The sequence below is a fragment of the Paenibacillus sp. ACRRX genome, from assembly GCF_022346885.1.
Lineage (GTDB): Bacteria > Bacillota > Bacilli > Paenibacillales > Paenibacillaceae > Paenibacillus_B.
Map to the genome: position 1 here is coordinate 688,867 of NZ_JAKRNK010000002.1, position 21,644 is coordinate 710,510.

25 protein-coding genes are annotated in these 21,644 nt (G+C 45.3%); all 25 read right to left on the reverse strand.

What is annotated here, in order from left to right; all coding sequences use genetic code 11:
- Positions 1-101: 101 nt before the first annotated feature.
- The 25 genes from MH117_RS08535 to MH117_RS08655 all read right to left on the reverse strand — a co-directional run bounded on the left by MH117_RS08535 (position 102) and on the right by MH117_RS08655 (position 21,622).
- On the reverse strand, positions 102-422 hold the full coding sequence (locus MH117_RS08535; protein ID WP_239328246.1) for a hypothetical protein: 321 nt from the start codon (positions 420-422) through the stop codon (positions 102-104).
- A gap of 41 nt (positions 423-463) precedes the next feature.
- The gene (locus tag MH117_RS08540) at positions 464-1,864 is read right to left on the reverse strand and encodes a DUF342 domain-containing protein (protein WP_239328247.1); all 1,401 of its coding nucleotides are present in this window, start codon (positions 1,862-1,864) and stop codon (positions 464-466) included.
- Positions 1,865-1,912: 48 nt separating this feature from the next.
- A complete protein-coding gene (locus MH117_RS08545; RefSeq protein ID WP_239328248.1) occupies positions 1,913-2,698 on the reverse strand; it encodes a FliA/WhiG family RNA polymerase sigma factor in 786 nt (261 codons plus the stop codon).
- Between the two features lie 15 nt (positions 2,699-2,713).
- Positions 2,714-3,157, reverse strand: coding sequence for a hypothetical protein (locus tag MH117_RS08550; RefSeq protein WP_239328249.1), 444 nt, complete (start codon positions 3,155-3,157; stop codon positions 2,714-2,716).
- Complete coding sequence (locus MH117_RS08555) at positions 3,157-3,651, reverse strand: chemotaxis protein CheD (RefSeq protein WP_239328250.1); 495 nt, start codon at positions 3,649-3,651, stop codon at positions 3,157-3,159. Before MH117_RS08555 ends, MH117_RS08550 begins: the two co-directional genes overlap by 1 nt.
- Positions 3,648-4,268, reverse strand: coding sequence for a chemotaxis protein CheC (locus MH117_RS08560; RefSeq protein ID WP_239328251.1), 621 nt, complete (start codon positions 4,266-4,268; stop codon positions 3,648-3,650). The genes MH117_RS08555 and MH117_RS08560 overlap by 4 nt, the downstream gene beginning before the upstream one ends.
- 4 nt (positions 4,269-4,272) lie before the next feature.
- Positions 4,273-4,734 (reverse strand): chemotaxis protein CheW, encoded by a 462-nt coding sequence (locus MH117_RS08565; RefSeq protein WP_239328252.1) that lies wholly within the window; start codon positions 4,732-4,734, stop codon positions 4,273-4,275.
- A gap of 19 nt (positions 4,735-4,753) precedes the next feature.
- Positions 4,754-6,853, reverse strand: a complete 2,100-nt coding sequence (locus MH117_RS08570) for a chemotaxis protein CheA (protein ID WP_239328253.1) — start codon at positions 6,851-6,853, stop codon at positions 4,754-4,756.
- Between the two features lie 43 nt (positions 6,854-6,896).
- A complete protein-coding gene (locus MH117_RS08575) occupies positions 6,897-8,354 on the reverse strand; it encodes a protein-glutamate methylesterase/protein-glutamine glutaminase (protein ID WP_239328254.1) in 1,458 nt (485 codons plus the stop codon).
- 107 nt (positions 8,355-8,461) lie between these two features.
- Positions 8,462-9,355: a MinD/ParA family protein gene (locus tag MH117_RS08580; protein ID WP_239328255.1), complete on the reverse strand. Its 894-nt coding sequence runs from the start codon at positions 9,353-9,355 to the stop codon at positions 8,462-8,464.
- A 4-nt stretch (positions 9,356-9,359) separates the two neighbouring features.
- The gene (gene flhF, locus MH117_RS08585) at positions 9,360-10,676 is read right to left on the reverse strand and encodes a flagellar biosynthesis GTPase FlhF (RefSeq protein WP_239328256.1); all 1,317 of its coding nucleotides are present in this window, start codon (positions 10,674-10,676) and stop codon (positions 9,360-9,362) included.
- Positions 10,673-12,712, reverse strand: coding sequence for a flagellar biosynthesis protein FlhA (gene flhA / locus MH117_RS08590; protein WP_239328257.1), 2,040 nt, complete (start codon positions 12,710-12,712; stop codon positions 10,673-10,675). The genes flhF and flhA overlap by 4 nt, the downstream gene beginning before the upstream one ends.
- Before the next feature lie 25 nt (positions 12,713-12,737).
- Entirely contained in the window at positions 12,738-13,841 is a 1,104-nt protein-coding gene (gene flhB, locus MH117_RS08595) for a flagellar biosynthesis protein FlhB (protein WP_239328258.1), read from the reverse strand.
- Positions 13,842-13,845: 4 nt separating this feature from the next.
- Positions 13,846-14,637, reverse strand: coding sequence for a flagellar biosynthetic protein FliR (fliR, locus tag MH117_RS08600; RefSeq protein ID WP_028545169.1), 792 nt, complete (start codon positions 14,635-14,637; stop codon positions 13,846-13,848).
- A gap of 11 nt (positions 14,638-14,648) precedes the next feature.
- Entirely contained in the window at positions 14,649-14,918 is a 270-nt protein-coding gene (gene fliQ / locus MH117_RS08605; RefSeq protein ID WP_028545168.1) for a flagellar biosynthesis protein FliQ, read from the reverse strand.
- A gap of 72 nt (positions 14,919-14,990) precedes the next feature.
- Entirely contained in the window at positions 14,991-15,746 is a 756-nt protein-coding gene (fliP, locus tag MH117_RS08610; protein ID WP_028545167.1) for a flagellar type III secretion system pore protein FliP, read from the reverse strand.
- Positions 15,747-15,754: 8 nt separating this feature from the next.
- Positions 15,755-16,297, reverse strand: coding sequence for a flagellar biosynthetic protein FliO (locus MH117_RS08615; RefSeq protein ID WP_239328259.1), 543 nt, complete (start codon positions 16,295-16,297; stop codon positions 15,755-15,757).
- A gap of 3 nt (positions 16,298-16,300) precedes the next feature.
- Positions 16,301-16,663 carry a response regulator gene (locus MH117_RS08620; RefSeq protein WP_239328260.1) on the reverse strand — a complete coding sequence of 121 codons (363 nt, stop codon included), beginning with the start codon at positions 16,661-16,663 and terminating at the stop codon, positions 16,301-16,303.
- A 24-nt stretch (positions 16,664-16,687) separates the two neighbouring features.
- Positions 16,688-17,965, reverse strand: a complete 1,278-nt coding sequence (gene fliY, locus MH117_RS08625) for a flagellar motor switch phosphatase FliY (protein WP_239328261.1) — start codon at positions 17,963-17,965, stop codon at positions 16,688-16,690.
- The gene (gene fliM / locus MH117_RS08630; protein ID WP_028545163.1) at positions 17,955-18,953 is read right to left on the reverse strand and encodes a flagellar motor switch protein FliM; all 999 of its coding nucleotides are present in this window, start codon (positions 18,951-18,953) and stop codon (positions 17,955-17,957) included. The genes fliY and fliM overlap by 11 nt, the downstream gene beginning before the upstream one ends.
- 47 nt (positions 18,954-19,000) lie before the next feature.
- Complete coding sequence (locus MH117_RS08635; protein WP_239328262.1) at positions 19,001-19,465, reverse strand: flagellar basal body-associated FliL family protein; 465 nt, start codon at positions 19,463-19,465, stop codon at positions 19,001-19,003.
- Positions 19,462-19,686, reverse strand: coding sequence for a flagellar FlbD family protein (locus MH117_RS08640; protein ID WP_028545161.1), 225 nt, complete (start codon positions 19,684-19,686; stop codon positions 19,462-19,464). Before MH117_RS08640 ends, MH117_RS08635 begins: the two co-directional genes overlap by 4 nt.
- Positions 19,687-19,773: 87 nt before the next feature.
- Complete coding sequence (gene flgG / locus MH117_RS08645) at positions 19,774-20,595, reverse strand: flagellar basal body rod protein FlgG (RefSeq protein WP_239328263.1); 822 nt, start codon at positions 20,593-20,595, stop codon at positions 19,774-19,776.
- 98 nt (positions 20,596-20,693) lie between these two features.
- The gene (locus MH117_RS08650; RefSeq protein ID WP_239328264.1) at positions 20,694-21,101 is read right to left on the reverse strand and encodes a TIGR02530 family flagellar biosynthesis protein; all 408 of its coding nucleotides are present in this window, start codon (positions 21,099-21,101) and stop codon (positions 20,694-20,696) included.
- The gene (locus MH117_RS08655) at positions 21,098-21,622 is read right to left on the reverse strand and encodes a flagellar hook capping FlgD N-terminal domain-containing protein (protein ID WP_239328265.1); all 525 of its coding nucleotides are present in this window, start codon (positions 21,620-21,622) and stop codon (positions 21,098-21,100) included. The genes MH117_RS08650 and MH117_RS08655 overlap by 4 nt, the downstream gene beginning before the upstream one ends.
- Positions 21,623-21,644 lie beyond the last annotated feature (22 nt).

Genomic DNA, 21,644 nt, shown 5'->3' on the forward strand with positions numbered 1-21,644 from the left:
GCTGATCGTGATATTTATCGATGTACGTTTCCCTATCTCCCGCCTAACCATGCTAACCACACAAACGCCGTGTTCCAGTTTCCCGGAACAACGGCGTCTCTTTAGACCGAAAAGTCTATGTGTTTGCCTTTATAGGGATGTTCTGCCGGCACTGCGGCATTCTTCTTCTCCGGGTCTTCTGGTTGTTTATCTGGCGTGGAAGAATCGTGGTGGGAAGCGTGCTCTTCGTCGTCGCGGATTCGCCCTTCTGAAGACGCATCTACTTTCTCGTTACGTTGTCTTAGCGACTCTGTAAGCTTAGCTGCTTGTTCATTCAGCATCGATTGTTCTATCGTGGGGCGTTGTTGCATCTGCTGATGAATGGATGATACTTCTTGTGTACGAGGAATTGCAACTTGCAGTTCAACGGACTTCATATTCATCTCATCACCTCATTTATGAAAAAGTCTAGCTGAATGACGCCTTATAGTGAACTCATATTAACTTCACCATCTATAAGCCGGAATGTAGCACGTTTACATACGTCCTTGACGAAACGGGTATAACGCCCAATTACTATCTTTGTTCCTCCATAGATCGTCTGATTTACATCAACACGCGCAACAACGGTGTCCTCTAGCATTTTTTCAATATCAAAAATGCGCTCACGCATGTCCGCCTGTTCAGCCAACACACTTTTTTTCGTTGTATTCAGCTTATGTCTCATTTCCATCCTATCTGCCGTCAATTGTCCAGTAGACGCAAATTGATCCAAAATACGGAGAGCCTTTTCGGTCTTCTCCAAATTATCCATACTGTTTTTGTATTGTACGCGCAATTCTTGAAGTTCGTTTCTTGTCTCGGGTACAACACCAACTTCAATCACAGTGACAGTTGACATACCGTTACCAACTGTACGCGCTTCCACCCGTTCTCCTGCTTGGATAGTACCGCCTACAATAAGTCCCTTAGTCCCGTTGCAAATGACTTGTCTGCCAGCCCGGACCTGAGAGTGCATAATACTTTGTGATACAATAACATCTGTACCTGCTGAAATTCTGGCCTCCTGTACAAACGAACATTTTACTTGTTGCCTAGCATGTATGTATCCTTTATTCCCGGCAATAATACCACCAATAACTTCGATAGAGCCCAACGCTTCGAGTTGTGCTCCTTCAACCCCACCATATATGCGTATATCTCCGGAAGCTTTAATTTTGAAGCCTGTTAATACATTTCCTCTGATGACTACTGTCCCTACAAAATCAATATTTCCTGTTCGATAATCAACGTCGCCGTTAACCTCATAGACAGGGAAAACGTTAAGTCTATCACCTTCTGTACGAACAACGAGACCGTCTATTGCAGCATATAAAGCCACTCCTGCATCATCCGATACGACATTTTTCCCAATCTTAAAGCGTGCTTCCTTACCGTCTTTACCAGCAACGAGCTCACCAAGCACGTTCATACCAGGTACTCCATTGCTAGCTGGGAATCGTTCAGCGATACGTTGGCCTCGCTTCACATTGTTTAGTTGATTAATTTCTTTAAGATCAACAGAGCCGTCCTCTTGCTCTTGTGGCCGAACCGCTTCATCCGTAGCCAACAATACTTTAATGTGACCGTCTTTGCCGTTTGTTGCTCTTTTGCCACTAGCTATCATAGTAGGACCCTTAGTGAACAATTGCGGCTGATGGGTAATTTCACGTAACACTTCATGGCTAACACCAAATTTTATTTGATTGCTAAGCAAGAACCCTTCTAGATCATCCTTGCGACATTGAAACGTATCATCGAATTTCAAAAAATGCATATAAGCTTCCATTTTGTCATCGGATAACGTAATATCCAAATAATCCTCCAACAAGATAGTTGTACTCATGGCCGCTCCCCCTTTCGCCTAGTCTATCTACTTATTAAGTAACAGCGTTTATGCTTCCAGAAGCATCGATTTATTCTTCTCTAATACGGAGCGTAAACGCATGATTGCTTTCGAATGTAATTGCGAGATTCGCGAAGGGGATAAAGTCATCACTTCTGCAATCTCACTTAACGACAAATCTTCGTAGTAGAACAACGATACGACCGTTCGTTCTTTTTCCGTTAGCTTGTGAATACCTTCAATCAAAGTTTGCTTCAAATAATGCTCATTTACTTTATATTCCGGATTCTTTGCCTTTTCATCAACCATAACGGAAATGCGCATTTCCGATTCTTCTTCGCGAATCGGATCTTCCAATGAACATAACGACATTATAGCTACATCTTGAAGCATACCATGAAACTCTTGTTCAGTGACATCCAAATATGCACTCATTTCTGCGTCAGTGACAGAACGCAAATAATGCTGCTCCAAGTGTTGGTATGCTTCTTCTATCTTCTTTGCCTTTTCTCTTGCTGAACGAGGCACCCAATCACCAGAACGCAGGCCATCAAGTATGGACCCGCGAACTCGCCATGATGCATAGGTTTCGAATTGCAGCCCCCGACGGTAATCAAACTTTTCAATCGCATCAATCAGCCCCATCACGCCATTGCTGGATAAATCATCCTTGGAAACACTGCGCGGCAATCCCGCAGCCATTCGGTTAGACACAAAGTCGACAATCGGTAAATAGAGTTCTATTAGCTGTTTCTTTGCTTCTAAGTTGTCATGTTCTTTCCATTGCACCCACAGCTCATAATTAGAACATTTGGTAGTCTTCTGCACGCTCATGAACTCTTAACCTCCTTACTTGTCTTTCATGTAACGAACGGCTTGTGCCAATTGTTCGTCCTTCAACGGCGTTTTACTAACTAGTTTAGGTGGCGCCAACGGCTCAAAGCCCGTTTGTTGTTCATTGGCCTCACTCTTCTCTGCTGGATCCGCTACTGAATTGTCTTTCAATAAATTATGCAGCGATTCAGTCTCGTCAGGTGTAGTGATATCTACGTTAGATCCACGATCGGACTCAATCCCTTCGAATACACTTGTGCCCCCGTCAGCATGGCGATTAGGCTGAGTGAGTTCCCCTACTACCCAACGTATCGCAAACGCTAATCCAAACCATATAACAAATGCAATTGCGCCCCTAACGAGACTTGTTGTCATCAGGTTAGAACTTAAAGAAGCCAAAAACGTAATAAAAAAACCTAAAACGCCAAGCCCAAAATTCCAACGTATTGATCCACTCATCAGATATCCCTTATCCCCATTTGCACACTGCGAATATTTAAAAGACCGTCTTCACACCGCAGCTCGATCGTACGGCCGTAGTTTCCCCCTGTATCCTCTGCCAAAAGAGGGATATTGTGAATTTGGAGCATCTGTTTGCAGGATTCTACATTACGAGGCCCGATTCGCATCATGTCGTTTCCTGATGAAAATGCAAACATCTGGGCCCCCCCTGCCATCTTGGCAATTAGCCTGGACAATCGAGCTCCCTCTAGTTCCATACGCCGAATCAGCTCAGGAATCGCCGTATCGGCGTACTTTGCAATATTCAGCGTACCTTCTCTTGCGATGTCGGAGGACGGAAGCATGACGTGGGCCATCCCTCCGATCTTGATCATCGGATCAAACAAAGTCAGCCCGACACAAGAGCCAAGCCCCGTCGTCCGGATTGCTCCAACTTTTGTAATATTAAGGTCGGCCATGCCGACTTTTACTACTGTAGACTCTTCAATCATTCAGATGGCACTCCCAATGCAGCAAATATTTTAGAGAATGAGTCCGGGTCTGGAATGAGAAAGAACGTCCCTTGTATTTCTTCGCACCCTTCCAAGAACTTCGTGTCTATCAACAGGGCACTGTCGCCCATTTCCCCATATTGAATGAGCCCATAATTCAGAACAGCTCCCGCCATATCTATCGCAAGCTGTGGAACAGTTGGTGACATTGCTAGATGGGTAAAGTCAGCTAAAGAAGATAAGTACGACCCGGCCAATATATTTCCAATTTCAGATAATGCGGATATTTCCATATCTGAGAATAAACATTCTTCTTCCGTACTCATTTTTAGCAAATAAGACAATAGTTTCTTGGCAGGCTCGATCTCAAAAATGAAGAACAAGTGCCCAGGTGCCTCGCCTTCCACCCGAAAATAAATGGCGATAACAACCTGCTCTGCACCTCCGACTTCATCCGCTACACACTCAAACGGAAGCAGCCGTACTTTAGGTACTGCCATATCGATTGGACGGTTCAAGAGTCTGGAAAGTGCTGTTGCGGCGTTGCCAGCACCAATGTTCCCGATCTCCTTCAGTACGTCAAGTTTAAACTCGCCTAGAATCTCATGAAGTTGCATGACGTTAAACCTCTAACTGTTCCAATTGAATGATCTCGCTACGATTCAGCACCTCAGCCAAATTTAACATGATGAGCAACCGACTATCTCCAATTTTGGCTACGCCGCGCAAGTACTTCGCTTTAATTCCGCCTACCATCTCGGGTGCTTCCTCGATGTTTTCTTCGTTCATGTCGATGACATCACTAGCAGAATCAACGATAAATCCAACTTCCATCTCATGCGCATTAACAATAATGATACGCGTTTGATCTGTCGTCTCTGTTTCTGGAAGTCCGAAGCGACCATTCAGATCCATCACTGGCACAACAATGCCACGTAGATTAATAACACCTTTAATGAAGGAATACGTTTTGGGAACACGTGTGATCGGCATCATTCGTTCAATCGTCTGTACTTTATCTACTTCAATTCCATATTCTTCATCAGCAAGCTTAAAGACAACAACTTTTAAATCCTCCGCCATGATGGTTCCTCCCCAATGATTACTTTAATAGCGCATTCGGATCGACAATCAGTGCGACCTGACCGTCTCCCAGAATGGTCGCTCCAGATACGCCAGGAACTGATTTTAAATAGTTGCCTAACGGTTTTAGCACAATCTCATTTTGACCGATGAAGTCGTCTACAGCCAATGCTGCAATACGATCTCCTTTACGGATAATAATGATCTCAACCTCTTCCTCGTCAAAATCAGAGTAGCTAGGGCATTCAAATAAAGCGCTAAGCGACAGTAAAGGAATAACACTATCCCGATAATCTATCATTCGGATGCCACCATGTACACGACGAATGTTCTCTCGCTGCACCAGACCAGTCTCTACGATCGAAGTTAACGGAATCGCGTACTTCTCATCTCCGAGACGGAACAGCATAGCCGAGAGGATCGACAGTGTTAATGGAAGCTGCACAACAAATGTAGTACCCTGTCCCAGCTTGGAATTAACTACTACATGTCCACCGAGTGCAGAGATCTTTGATTTGACAACGTCAAGACCAACTCCGCGACCAGAAATATCCGAGACAACTTCAGCCGTACTAAAACCAGAAGCGAATAATAGCTGATAAACTTGTTCATCTGTCATCGTAGCAGCTTTTTCTGGTGTGACCACGTTATTTTTGATCGCTTTATTAAGGACGATATCACGGTTGATCCCTTTGCCGTCATCCTCAATCTCAATAAAGACGTGATTACCGCTTTGATATGCTCGTAGTTGTACCGTTCCTGTCTCAGGTTTGCCTGTAGCTCTTCGTTCTGCAATAGATTCTACACCGTGGTCAAGTGAATTCCGCAGCAAGTGAACCAACGGATCACCAATCTCATCAATGACAGTACGGTCAAGTTCTGTATCGGCCCCTGTAATAACAAAGTCGACTTTTTTGTCCAGTGTCTTTGCAAGGTCACGAACCATTCGTGGGAATCGATTAAACACAACATCAATCGGTACCATCCGCAATTTGAGCACGATGCTTTGTAAGTCACCGCTTACGCGTACCAAATGCTCAACGGTTTCTGTCAGTTCTGATTTTTTGACTTCGGATGCAATCTCTTCCAGGCGAACACGGTCAATTAGCATTTCGCTTATCAGGTTCATCAGTACATCCAGACGTTCAATATCTACACGAATTGTTCGATTTTGAGACGGCTTGGCTTGCGCTGTAGCCCCTGCATTTTTGTTGACTTGCCCTTCTGGTGATCTAACAACCTGATTCGCAGGTGCGTCAGCTACTTCTGCAGTTGCAGCCCCTGCCGATGCAGTGGTAGCAGCAGCCTCAGACTTGCCAGCTTTTACTTCTTCGATTCGAGCATTCCAGTCCTTAAGCGCCTCTAATGTCAGCACTTGCAGATCTACCTGCTCCACCTCAGATACGTTGGCGACCTCTTTGCGAACTTGTTCTTCACTTTCTGTTGTCACATAGAAGATAGAGAAACCCTTGTCGAACTTCTCCTGCTCGATATCGTGTGCTGGCGGGGATGTCTTGACGACCTCACCCATTTCGCCAAGCGCCTGAAATACCATATAAGCACGTGCCGCTTTAAGCACACAATCTTCACGAAGTGTAATATTTATGTAGGCAGCAGTCATTCCTGCTTCAATAGACTGCTCTATGATACTACGTTGGAATTCATCCAAACGTTCGTCGGTGTTCTGTTCTGGAACAACCTCAGCCTCAACAGCCGCGGCTGGCTCCTGCTTCTTGTGATCACCACTGACAATAGACTGAAGTGACTTCACGATAGCGGAAACATCTGCCTTGCCGTCTCCGCCATTCGCGATATCAGAAACCATACCTTCTAACGCATCCAAGCTCTTAAACAAGGTATCAAATATAAAACCGTCCATCGCTAACTGATTGTTGCGAACCAAATCGAGCACGTTCTCCATCTCATGCGTAAGAGATGCCAGATCTTCGAAGCCCATCGTTGCTGACATCCCTTTCAACGTATGTGCCGAACGGAAGATAACTTGAACGATACTTACATCTTCCGGTTGATTCTCCAGTTCCATCATGTGCTCATTCAAAGCTTGCAGATGGTCGTTTGCTTCATCTAGAAACATGGACAAATACTGATTCAAATCCATGCTCGAACACCCCCTTAAACAGTATCCTCGTCGGCCTCAGCCGCTAATTGATTGCTCTGACTATTTCTTGAGCCATATCTTGAATCGGTACGATACGAGAGACGCAGCCTAATTCAATAGCGGCTCTTGGCATTCCGAATACAACGCATGAATCTTCACTTTCGGCAAAGGTAGAGCGGACCCCTTCCTCGTACAATTTCCGCATCGACCGTGCACCATCGCTCCCCATTCCCGTCAGGAGCACAATGTGTCGCTGCAGCTGCTTAAACGGAAGCAAAGACTCGAACATCATGTCCACCGATGGCCGATGACCGCTGCGTGGCTCTTGGCGATTCAGAGACACAGCATAACTGCCGTCTGCTTGTAAGACTACAGTCATATGCTGACCTCCAGGAGCAAGATAGGCCACCCCTGCCTGAAGAACGTCGCCATGCTGTGCCTCTCGTACTTCAAGCTCACTATAGGAATGAAGCCGTTGAGACAAAGACTTCGTAAAGTTCGGCGGCATGTGCTGAACGATCAGCACTGGTGCTTTAAGTGTCCCTGGAAGCTGAGACAACAGCTCTTTTAGTGCTCGTGGTCCTCCTGTTGAAGTTCCTACAGCTACAATATGTTTGAAATGAGAACTTCTCGCAGTCGAACTACTAGAGACTTTCTTAACCCCAGTATCCAATGCCACCGCTTGCTTCAAGTCCTTGCCGGAGGTTTGCTGCTCCGTCTTCTGCACCGATTGTTTATCAAGGGAGTCCGCTGCACCCATATTACGCGGTGCTTGTTTCTTTTCCTCGCTAGACTGCGTTCGAGTGACAGATTCTTGCTGCCTTGAGGCGGTTGAGCTTGGCACTGACTTACTCGGCACAGGCATGACGGATTTGGGCAGCATCTGCTGCTGCTTTAAGTTGGTCGTGCTATCATTTGCCGAATATTTTGGTACTTTGTTAACCGTATCTTTAGAAACGCGAGTTTCATGATTGCCCGTCGACTGCTTAGCTTCCAGTGCCTTTGACTTGCTAACCTTATGCTGGCGTGCTTCTGTTTCGCGGGCATACGACTTCGATAACTCTTCGCGCATTCTCTTTAGTAATTGGCGCCGTTCGTGAGAAAGAATTGCAGCATGCAGCTTCTCGTGCAGCATCTCACCAACTTTATGTATATCCTGACTTCCGCTGGTAGGACTCGGCTTGCATACAAAGTCAAATGCACCCAGTTCAAGCGCCGATAAGGTCTCTTGACGTCCTTCTTCCGTCAGACTGGACAGCATGATGACAGGCGTTGGGCACTCAGCCATAATTCCTTGCAACGCCTGCAATCCATTGCGTATTGGCATTTCCACATCCATGGTCACCGCATCAGGAGTAAGAAGTTTGACCTTCTCAACTGCCTCTACCCCATTTCGAGCGGTTCCGACAATGTTAAAGCCAGTATCCAGCGCAATCAAATCTGAAATAATCGTGCGCATGAAAGGCGAGTCGTCCACGACAAGAATCTTCTTTGTTGTCATTATCTACCACACACTCCTTAGTTATGGAATACGTATGGATGAATCGTGGGATGGCTGCTTAGCTATATCTCCATCTTACATGTTACGAGCCATTTCGACTACAACAATCATGTCCAACGCTTTAACCACTTGCTAATAAAGTTCTTCATTCCGCCATCGTTCTTTGGCTGCTGTCCGTTGTTCATATAAGCCCTAGCTAATTGCCTTACCTGTTCTGTCACCCGGATATTGGGATACAAAAGGGAGAAAGGTGTTTGTTTCTTAACGGCTTGCATCACATGCGGATCGTCAAACATGTAACCCAGTACCGGAATCTCAAGCTGCAAAAATCTTCTGGCGACGGATGTAACCCGTTCAGCCGTCTGCTGGCCCTCCGCCCAATCCGATATTCGATTGACGACGAGACGGAATTTGGTATCAGGAAACATGCCATACACAACTTTGATTAAGGCGTAAGCATCTGCAATTGCAGTCGGTTCAGGCGTTGTAATCACAAACGTCTCATCGGCCGCCATAACAAATCGGATCGTTTCTTTACTTAAACCTGCACCTGTGTCAAAAAGGATAACATCGTAACGTTCAGCCCAATTCTCAAGCTCAGACAGAAAAGATTCCAGCGACTCTTCCGGCATGTTCAACAAATCCTGAAAACCGGAACCGCCCGGGACATAGTGAATTCCTTTCGGTCCGATCTGAACGATATCTTCGAGACGCTTCATGCCGCTAAGCACATGATACAAATTGACGGAAGCAGGAGAACCGATCAACACGTCAATGTTGGCCATGCCAATATCCGCATCAAATATCAATGTCCGATAGCCGGCCTCCTGCAGCATCATTGCAAAGTTCAACGTAAAGTTAGACTTGCCTACTCCACCTTTACCACTGGTTACAGTAATAACCCTCGTGCGATGCTGGCGTGTTGACGGATCGTCAACGGATGAGGCGGATGAATTTGACCTCGCAACTAATCTGCGCAGTGCTTGCGCTTGGTCCATCATGTTGTCAATCCCCTAACAGCAAACGAATGATTTCCTTCGGCTCAAACGACTTAATATCATCTGGCACATTCTGACCGCAAGTCACATAGCTAAAAGGAATATCCGTCTTGTCAGTCAAATTAACGATAGAACCACAAGTGTCGGTCTCATCCGCTTTCGTAAAGATAATGCGATCTATCGTATGTTTCGCAAATCGGTTAATAATCGCCATCATGTCTTCGGTCTTAGACGTTAGACTTAACACCAAGAACGTTTCGGAGCCTTCGACAGGCTTCAACATTGAATTAATCTCATTGACATGCATGTCATTCCGATAGTTGCGTCCAGCGGTGTCCATCAGGATAAGATCACAATCCTGCAATGATTCCAGTGCACGCTGCAAGTCATTAGGCGAAGTAACCACTTCAATTGGAGCATTCAGTATGGACGCATAGGTACGTAGCTGTTCAACAGCTGCGATCCTGTACGTATCAGAAGTAATAAATCCAACTTTGCGTTGATGATGGAACATCTGGTCCGCTGCAAGCTTGGCAATCGTTGTCGTCTTACCTACACCTGTAGCACCTACAAAATACACGACGTTAGTGCTTCGTGAGAGGCCTGGCTTACATTGACGAGCCAATTTTTCTTCTAGTACGCTTTCCACACGACTGTGAAGCAGCGTTGGTGCTGGTTCAGCGGAGCCTTCCGTACGACAGCTAGACATCGCACGATCAATAATGCTGTAGCTAAGCTCAGAAGTAATTCCCTGCTCCAACAATCGTGTCTCCAATTGTTTCGCATAAGCTGTCCAGTTCTCATGCTCTGATTTACGCAGCATAGACTTAACCATCTCTTTTACTTCACGTATTTCATCCCGCCAAGGCTCCTGCTGTGTAACAGGAGCCTTAACGGAATTAGTTATAGTGGCTGGTGCTATCTGTGTGGGCTCAGCAGGTTTTGCTTCGCCACCGCCACGTAATTCTTGCAGCAAGTCCTTAAACAACGCTTCGTCTAGCTGATCAGCAGCAGGTGAGGCAAGCTCATGCCGTTGTGTGACAGCTGGCGACTTCGGTGGATTAGGCGGCTTACCAGCATAGGCATTGCGAGCCATTGCGGCTGGGACAGCAGGTCTTGCCGCAGGCCTAGGTTGTGGAGTCTGCTTAGCCGGGGAATCATCGACTGCTGCTGTGACTTCAATCATCTTTTTCGCAAACATGCCTAGAATTCCGCCGCTTTTAACCTCTTTTGTGCTGACAATGACGGCGTCCTTTCCTAACTCTTGACGAATTTGGCTCATAGCCTCCGGCATCGTCTCGACCAGGTATTTTTTCACCCTCATACATTCACCACTCCAACGCTCTGAATTTCAACATTTGGCTCTAATTCGTTATATGACAATACCGGTATATCTTGCATGGCACGTTCCATAAGCTGACGAAGATACATCCGTATCGTCGGAGATGCCAACACAATAGGCTGATAACCTGATTGAATAATACGGCCAATCTGATCTTGAAACCGTTGGAACACTTGCTGTGTCGTTCCTGGGTCCATTGCCAGATAAGAGCCATGCTCATTTTGCTGCACACTGTCTGCAATTTTCTTCTCCAGCGTTGGTCCAACCGTTATGACACGAAGTGTTTCGCCTGGCACAGCAAACTGCTGCGTAATCTGACGCGCTAACGCTTGTCTTACATACTCCGTTAATACGTCAGGATCTTTAGTGTAAGATCCGTAATCCGCCAGTGTTTCGAATATGGATACGAGATCACGAATAGATATTTTCTCACGTAACAACTTGGCAAGTACTTTCTGTACATCACCGATGGACAGAATATTCGGAATTAACTCATCGACAATGGCAGGATACTGCTCTCTGACCGTATCAACCAATGCCCTTGTTTCTTGACGGCCAATTAGTTCATGCGCATGCTTCTTAACCATTTCCGTCAAATGCGTAGCCACAACAGAAGGCGGGTCAACGACCGTATAACCAGACATCTCTGCTCGTTCCTTCATCGTTTCGTCTACCCATAATGCCGGCAGACCAAATGCAGGCTCTACCGTCTCAATGCCTGTTACAGTCTCATCGTCATAACCTGGACTCATCGCCAAGTAGTGATTAAGCAGCAATTCCCCTCGCGCCACAACATTACCCTTAATCTTAATGACATACTCATTAGGTTTAAGCTGAATGTTATCGCGAATACGAATCACTGGTACCACTAGTCCTAGCTCCAGTGCGCATTGGCGACGAATCATGATGATACGATCGAGCAGATCCCCGCCTTGCTGAACATCAGCAAGTGGTATCAAGCCGTAGCCGAATTCGAACTCGATCGGGTCCACCTGCAGCAAATTAATGACGCTTTCTGGACTCCGAACTTCTTCAATCTGCTGCTCTTCTTCAAGCTGCTCCTCAGATATCGTATTTCGATCCAGCGTCTGCTGCATTCTATAACCTGCATAACCCATCAATCCTGCAAACGGCAAAGTAGCAAGCGGGCCGATTGGAGTAAATAAGCCAAGCATAGCAATTGTGGCGGATACGATGTACAACAACTTAGGATAAGCGAGCACTTGTGAACTCAGATCCTCAGCCAGATTGCCTGTTGATGCGGAACGTGTAACGATTAGACCCGCAGCAGTCGAAATAAGAAGCGCCGGAATCTGGCTCACAAGTCCATCACCAATGGAGAGAATGGAATAAGTCTGAGCTGCCGTGCCAAAGTCCATGCCATGCATGGCCATTCCGATAATAAATCCGCCTAAGAGATTTATAATTAGAATAATAATACTTGCGATGGCATCCCCTTTGACAAATTTGCTGGCACCGTCCATCGCCCCGAAGAAGTCTGCTTCGCGTTCAATCTTTTGTCGTCGTTCTTTCGCTTGCATCTCGTTAATTAGACCTGCGTTCAAATCCGCATCAATCGCCATCTGCTTACCTGGCATTGCATCCAAAGTAAAGCGAGCAGCCACCTCTGCGACGCGCTCAGATCCTTTCGTAATAACGATAAACTGAACGATTACTAGAATTAGAAAGACAACCATACCTACAGCAATATTTCCTTGTGTAATCCACTCACCAAACGTGTGAACAACGTCTCCTGCTTCCCCTTCACTTAAGATAAGCTTAGTGGTCGAAATATTCAGAGACAATCGGAATAACGTTGTGATCAGCAGCAAAGCTGGGAAGATGGAAAATTGCAACGCTTCTCGCGTATTCATCGCAATAAGCAAAATCATAAGTGCTATTGAAATGTTAATGATAAGTAAAATATCCAATAATACTTTGGGTATCGGCAAAACCATCATTAATACGATGCCGATGACGCCCACCAGGACGAATATGTCTCTCGCTTTCGCTTTCACGGAATTGTCCTCCATCCCTGTCCGCTCATTTTGCTTTGCCTTTTAATTTGTATACATATGCCAGTACTTCTGCGACCGCTTGGAACAAATCGGCCGGAATGGAATCGCCGATTTCAGTTCGCTCGTATAACGCTCGCGCGAGTGGCCTATTCTCCATAGTCATGACGCCGTTCTCCTGTGCAATTGCTTTTATCTTCAGAGCGACATAATCTTGTCCTTTCGCAATCACTTTAGGAGCCTCCATCGAATTGCCCTCATAACGCAAGGCAATGGCGAAGTGCGTCGGGTTCGTGATGACAACGTCCGCATTTGGAACTTCCTGCATCATTCTCATAAGAGCCATTCGACGCTGGCGTTCCTTGATCTTTCCTTTAATTAGCGGATCGCCTTCCATCTTCTTATATTCATCTTTAATATCTTGCTTCGACATCCGGATGCTTTTCTCGAATTCATACTTCTGATACATATAGTCGAATACTGCCAAGACCGTTAAGGCTGCTCCTGTCTTAATTCCCAGCATGACTGTAAGTTCTGCCGTATAAGACAATATACCGCCTAGTGGTACATGACTGAGCTCGATGATTCGATCCCGTTCCCCCCACAAGGAGATGTACGCAATCACGCCGATCACAGTCAACTTAATAATAGACTTAAGGAATTCGACTACTGAACGCATGGAAAAAATGTTTTTAAAACCCTTAATCGGATCGATTTTGCTGAATTGCATTTTTAGCGGCTCGCCAGTAAATAGAAAGCCAATCTGCATGTAATTCACTAACAATCCCATTACAACCGCAACGATAAAGATTGGAGCAAGCAAAATAAGGAACTGAACCAATAAATGACCAAAATAGTCAACAATATTGTTCACTGACAACTGCATGTTAAGCCGATGCTGCAACGGATCGCTGAACATGGATATAAGTCGTTCCTTAAAAAAGCCGCCTAACATAAACAGACTCATAAATGATATTAATAAAATGAATGAACCCGAAAGGTCCATACTTTTGGCAACTTGCCCTTTCTTCCGCGAATCATCGCGTTTCTTAGGTGTTGCCTTTTCTGTCTTCTCCTGTGAAAAGAGCTGCAAATCCAACGAGAGCCGATATTTAGGTTTTAGATGTTCCATTAATTTAGGCCCCCGTTCCCGGCAGCACACGCAGTAGTTCGCCCATCGCTTTAAACAGCGTTTCGAATATTTGCTGCATCACATACACAAAACCCGGTACAATTAGTAGCAACATAGCCAAACCGATAATAATCTTGAATGGGATCCCAATGACAAACACGTTAAACTGCGGCGCAGTTCGAGCCAGGAATCCAAGCGCAATATCTGCTAAAAACAATGCAACTATTAATGGTGCAGCTACTTGAAACGCAATCATAAAAGCTTGAGCAAACGACTTCAGTACAAACTGATGAACAGTGCCGTTGCTGATCTGCTGAAAAAAAGTATCGTTGCTAACGGGAAGCCAGTTAAAGCTCTGCATCACACCGTCGATAAAGTAATGGTGGCCATTCATACCGAGAAACAGCAGTACCACAAATATGTACTTAAAATTACCAATGACCGGTGCAGAAGCTCCAGTAAGCGGATCGATAACGTTGGCGATCCCGAAGCCAATTTGCATGTCGATAAAGGAACCCGCAATCTGCACAATTGTAAAGAACAACTGCGCAATAAATCCAATGAGCAACCCTATCAATATCTCACGGACAACAATTATTATGTACGTGCCATCCGTAGGGACACTATGCCCCAGGCCAAACAATAAATAGGCGATGATGCTGATAAAAAAAGCGAGTCCAATCTTAAACATATTCGGCACGCCTCGCGAAGAAAAGACAGGTGCTGCGACAAAGAACGCGCTAATTCGACACAACATAAGCAAAAAAACAGGGAACGCCTGAGTTACGATTTCCATGGTTCCACAGCCTAACCGATATATTGATGCAAATTGTTAAGAATATTAAACGCAAAATCTATCATTGTGGTTAATATCCACGGTCCAAAAATTAAAATAATAATAAACACGGCGACAATCTTTGGAACAAACGCAAGCGTCTGTTCTTGAATCTGGGTTGTCGCTTGAAATATACTAATTAACAAGCCGACTACCAGAGCTACAATCAGCATCGGAGCGCTGATCTTTAATACAGCAAACACTGCTTGGCCGGCCAATCCGATAATAAACTCTGCACTCATCGACTGATCCCTTCCCTGCACTCACTAATGATATTCACGCGTGAATCGCTGCCGGACTGCCAAGCAGCGTCTTCAGGTATTAAAGCTCATCAAGAGCGACTTCACAACGAGATACCAGCCATCTACCATAACGAAGAGCAGTATTTTGAAAGGTAATGAAATCATGACCGGAGGCAGCATCATCATCCCCATTGACATCAAGGTACTTGCTACTACCATATCAACGACCAAAAACGGTATAAAGATCATAAATCCCATCTGGAATGCCGTCTTTAGTTCACTGATCGCATAAGCAGGAACCAATACGGTAATCGGGATATCTTCATATGACTTTGGCTTCTCTGTCTTCGTATATTTCATAAACAATAGTAAATCTTTCTCTCTCGTATGAGAGAACATAAATTTCTTCATTGGCACTGCAGCTTTCTCTAAAGCAGCAGTCTGGGTAATTTCACCCTTCAAATAAGGCTGCAGCGCTACTTCGTTAACTTGACCTAGTGTTGGGGACATCACAAACAATGTCATAAAGAGCGCCAAGCCGATTAACACCTGATTGGGCGGCATCTGCTGGGTACCTAAAGAAGTACGAACAAAGCCCAGAACAATCACAATTCGAGTGAACGAAGTCATGAGGATGAGAATAGCCGGAGCCAGACTCAATACCGTAATTAACAGCACTAATGACATCGACGTTACGCCCGACTGTGCTCCGCCATCTCCGATCTTAATATCGATTCCGGGAATGACAGGAGCTGCTCCCGCCCAATTGGCTGCAAAGCAAGAAAATAGGGTCATTGCAGTCAGAGCAACTAAGCATTTCTTCTTCATGAATCCATCTACCGATCTTCTTTGGTATTGTCATTCAACAATCGTTCCACGCGAGCGCTGCGATCAGGCTGTTTCTCCAGCTTCGCATGCAGCATCTCGTGAAAGGATACAGATGATGAGTCCGTCTCTTCTTGATGAGGCGCAGCATTATCCGTGTGGGAGCGTCTCTTATTGCGTAATTGCTTGATCCATGCCGAGACAGAGACAGGCAGAGCGCCTTGTGCCACCTGTACTCGTTCAAAGGTAGATAAAAGATGTGCAACCTGCTCAGGATCGCTTACCTTGTCGATCAAGGTGATATCCTCACCAACACCGAGCAAGTATACGACATCTCCCACTTCGACCACCTGCAGCGACTTGTTTTGTCCTAGTCCGGTTCCGCCTAACGTACGAATACTCTGGTTCATCTGCCACATTTTATTTTTCCGGCTTAACAACTTGATGAATAGCACAATCAGAATAATAATGACAGCCAGTGATAACAGTACGGTAAACAAGCTACCCATGTAATCGAAACCGGACGTTTGCTGTAGTTGTGTGTCTGGAACCATACCTTATCCTAACGTTTTCTTAATCGCTTCAATAACACGATCAGCCTGGAACGGTTTGACGATAAAGTCCTTTGCTCCTGCTTGAATCGCATCGATAACCATTGCTTGTTGTCCCATTGCTGAACACATAATTACTTTTGCGCTTGGGTCAGACTTGCGAATTTCCTTTAATGCTGTAATGCCGTCCATCTCAGGCATTGTAATGTCCATTGTAATGAGGTCTGGTTTGTGTTCTTTATACTTTTCAATCGCTTGAGCACCATCCGCTGCTTCACCTACGACTTCGTAACCATTTTTAGTTAAAATGTCACGAATCATCATGCGCATGAATGCTGCATCATCTACGATTAAAATACGGTTTGCCATCGCTGAGAATCCTCCCTAAATCTTTTATTGTAGTTTTTGAATGCGATCCCACTGGTTAATGATATCTGTAACGCGCACACCGAAGTTCTCATCAATAACGACGACTTCACCCTTGGCAATCAGCTTGTTGTTGACCAGAATGTCCACAGGTTCGCCTGCCAGCTTGTCCAATTCAATGATAGAACCTTGTGATAGTTCCAAAATATCTTTAATCTGTTTGTGTGTCCTACCTAATTCTACTGTGACTCTTAGCGGGATGTCCAACAATAAATTTATATTTGAATCATCAGCTGGCACATATGTCGAAGTTTGTAAATTTGCGAATTGAACAGGCTGTACATTCACTGGACGTGAAGGTGCTGTTCCCATTGAAGCTGCCGCATAGTGTCCATGCATTGAACCTTGATGTGCATTCATGGAAGCATGCATATTCGCCTGTTGCTGCGGAGCATTCGGATACGATTCATGAGCCACCGGATATCCTCCTCCAACATGTTCCTCGTAATGGTTTGGCATTGCAGTTGGCTGCGTCGGTGTATTCGGGATCTGTCCTGAAGAAACCGGTTGGTCAACGGCAACTGCTGCGGGAGCCTCTGTTTCCATCTCAGTCATGGATTCCGCTGCACCCATCAAGCGGTTCACCATGTCTTTGGCAAACGGGATGGTCAATAACTGCATAATTGTAGAATCAATAAGATCGCCGATCGTCAAGCGGAATGATATTTTGATCAGCACGTCATCTTCTGGCAGCATCTCATTCCCTTCCCCTTTTTCAGCATTTAAAATGCCGATGCCTGGAGGGGAAATATTAACCAATTGATTGAAAATTGTTGACATGGAAGTAGCTGATGAACCCATCATTTGATTCATCGCTTCCTGTACTGCACTAATATGAATTTCATTTAATTCACCAGCAACGTTGCGTCCGTCTCCACCCAACATCAAGTCAGCGATAATCTGGGCATCTGATGTCTTAATCACTAGTGAATTAACCCCTTGGAATCCATCCACATAGTGAACATGAACAGCTACGTGCGGATGCGGGAATTCACTTTCCAGATTTTTCTTATCTAACAATTTGATGATTGGAGTTGTAATGTCAACTTTACGACCAAGCAAAGTAGATAACGCAGTAGCAGCGCTACCAAACGTAATGTTGCCAATTTCACCAAGCGCATCAATCTCTAAAGGTGTTAGAAACTGTTCAACTGAAGGAGTTGGCGTTGCTTCTACGGAATCTTCTCCTGACTTTCTCAACAATGCATCGATCTCTTCCTGAGACAAGTACTCTTTACTCGTCATGCTCTTCCACTCCTTCCTCTACCACTTGCTCGATTTGTACAGCTAACCGGTCTTTAACGTTCCCTGGCGTTCCAATATATTTGGCACGATCCCCGACACGGATCGTCAATCCCTCTTCTACTTTTTTGCGTAGTGGGATGACGTCCCCAATCGAAAGCTGCATAAGCTCATGCACCGTTATTTGCGAATTACCTAATTCAGCAACTATTGGGAGCTCTGCTCGCGATACACGTTCACGCAGCTTTTCAATTTCTATCGGTTCACTTGTTTTTTTCTCAGATACAAACCAGTGATGCACCGACAGCTTCGGCATGATAGGCTCGATGACGACATGAGGAATACATATATTGATCATGCCTGTCGTATCCCCGATTTTTGTGCTTAAAGATATTAGGGCAATCGTTTCATTGGGAGACACAATCTGCATAAATTGCGGATTGGTTTCCAGACTTTCAAGACGTGGACGAATATCCAATACCGTCTTCCACGCTTCTTGCAAACTATCAAATGCTCTGCTAAAAATACGCTCCATAACTGTCGTTTCAATCTCGGTCAAACCTTGAATCTTGGAAGGTGCGAGCCCTGCGCCTCCAAGTAAACGATCAAGCATGGCTAGAGCTACGTTCGGATTGACTTCAAGCACCATGCGGCCTTTTAGAGGCTCTGCTTCAAAAATGTTCAAAATGGTCATCTTCGGTATAGAACGAATAAACTCATCGTAAGGTAACTGTTCGACTTGAACGACATTAATTTGAACAAATGTGCGCAATTGCGCTGAGAAGTAGGTCGTCAAATATCTCGCGAAATTTTCATGGATGCGTGTTAATGTACGAATATGATCTTTCGAAAAACGAACGGCTCGCTTGAAATCGTAGGAACGGATTTTACGCTGTGTTTCTTCCTTTTTCAGTTCCTCCGCATCCATTTCCCCAGAAGACAGCGCTGCTAACAAAGCATCTATCTCGTTCTGCGACAAAACGTCAACCAATCGTTTCACCCCCTTACAGGTATCAGCTGCATCAATTTCGTAAGATGCTAGATGCGAGTCATAATAAAATCGGTAATATCGACTTGAATCACTTTACCTTCAGGCAATGTCTTGTTAATCAGATCCAGCAGCTTTGCGCATAACTGATCCTGACCTTTAGTGCCTTGTAAATCCTCAGGCTTCATATCTGCCAACGTCTTTAAGATGACAGCCTTGACCTTTAGATCCTTAATTTTCTCAAATTGTTCTTTGGTCTTCTTGTTGTCCAACTGAAATGCAAATCCAGTCAGTACCACATAATCGTTGGTTGCCAGATTCGTTTTTACATCAGTAACCGTAGCTGTCATTTCTACAATTTCATCTGCGCTAAGTCGTTTGATCTGCATTTCCTGCGCGCTGTCAGTGCCCTTCGACGGCGAACTGTTCGTCGAATTCATCAGCATAATAAAGACAAGCGCGATTAACGTGATGGCCAACAGCATGGTTACCAACCATGGCAGCATTCGTTTCATGATTGTCCCTCCGTTGATTGCAACTTGATGGTACCTCCAACCGCACCGACCTTTTGTATGTACTCAGTAATAAGGCGGATGATCTCAGGGGCCTTTTCTAAGACGATTAGTTTTTTACCGTTAAAAAGTGTGATGTAAGTGTCAGGTGTTTCTTCAACTGCCTCTACAAGCAGCGCGTTCACCCATACAGAAGAGCCGTTTAATCTCGTCACTTGAATCATGGTCCCTCTACCCCCTTATACCGCGCCATTTCCTAAGCCGCTCTAGAGCGGCTTAGGATTATCAGGCATGGCGTTGCAATCTTAATGTTATCGTTTCAGATTAACAACTTCTTGCAGCACTTCATCAGACGTCGTAATGATACGTGAATTCGCCTGGAATCCACGTTGTGCAACGATCATCTCGGTAAACTCGTTTGTCAAATCAACGTTGGACATTTCAAGTTGACCGGAAATGATAGCACCCGTTCCAAGTGTAGGATCGTTAGCTGCTACCACTTCGATCTCTCCATCAGGATTCGCATTTGGTGTCGTGCGGTACAAGTTGCCTCCAAGTTTCTCCAAACCTTCTGGGTTAACTACTTTTACTACCCCAACTTGAAGATCCGTTGCTTCTGTTGTACCATCAGACCGTTTTGCGATAATTTGGCCCGTTTGGGAGATGGTAAATGCAGTAACGTCTTCATCCAACTGGATTGGACCGCCGTCTGCACCACAAACCAACAAACCGTCAGATGTGACTAATTGACGCGTTGCATCCAGATGAAAATCACCTGCACGAGTCAAAAACGGTACCTCTTGATCACCGTTCAGCTTGACTGCAAAAAATCCATCTCCGTCAATACGCAAATCGAGTGGTTTGTTTGTTGTCATCGCACTACCGCCTGTGTGGACTGTGTCGATGGAACCTACTTGAACTCCAAGGCCTACCTGCATAGCATTAACGCCGCCACGCTCGCCTTCCTCAGGTGCTGTAACGCCTGACATCGTCTGGCTCATAATATCCTTAAACATGACACGACCAGCTTTAAAGCCCGTCGTATTCACGTTAGCGATATTGTTGCCGATTACGTCCAGCTTTGTTTGGAAACCGCGCATACCCGAAACACCTGAATACATCGAACGAATCATCCAATTATTCCTCCTTTTTATAAATAGATCACATTCTGCTCACTTCAATCGTTCCATGAGCACAGGCCTCCAGAATGGTCCAGCCTGCCTTGCTTCTGTTATTCAATACATACAGCACTATCAATTGCCGTGAATACATGCCCCTGCTTAAAAGGGTCATCAAGCGCTGTAATAACTGTACGTGTCGGAACATTAACGATATAAGCTGCGTTTTGGATAATCAGCAGTGACTGCTTGGAGCCCTTAGCAGCCGCCTGCTCAATCGCATCAGACATTTTACCGACTAGCTCCGGTGTCATCTTTAAGCCGCGCTCCTGAATACGTTGTGAAGCATGTTGACTGAAGTTAAGTTTATCTGATCGGATTAATTCCTGATTCAGTAATTGCTTAAACGACACGTCCTGGCCGTTATGTAACGGTTGTTTGTTGTCTTTACGATAAGATTGCTGTATCGGTTGAACCGGCGTGTTGGCGCCAATCCCTCCAAGCGGGAACTTTATATTCACTGCTTATCACCCGCCCCGACAGCGGCCCCTGCATTGGCATTAGCGCCATTGCCACCACTTTCAGCATGCGGACCTTTAATCTCCGTAATATCTTTTAACTCAACTTCAGCGTCACCGACCTTAGCATATGGAACATTCGCTCGAACAACGATCGAATCCACCACGCCAGATGACACTACTGTCTCGCCCGAACCATCCCCAGTTGATTGATCTTTTGCGATCCAAGAGATCTCCTTGCCAATCAGGTTTGATGACATTCCAAGCGATTGCTGTAAGAAATTCAGTTGCGAAGAAATGTTCGTCAACTGTTCCACAGACGTAAATTGTGCCATTTGAGCAATAAAGTCTTTGTCTTGCAGTGGCTGAGTAGGATCTTGATTAGACAGCTGCGTGATCAAGATTTTAAGGAAGTCATCCTTACCCAACTGCTTCATCTCACCTGTCGGCTTGAGCCGATCCAGGTTTTCTTTGCTGTAGTTCGGCCACAACAAGCTGTTAACCACACCTGCATTCGCAGTCATAATGTGTACACCTCCTTATGAC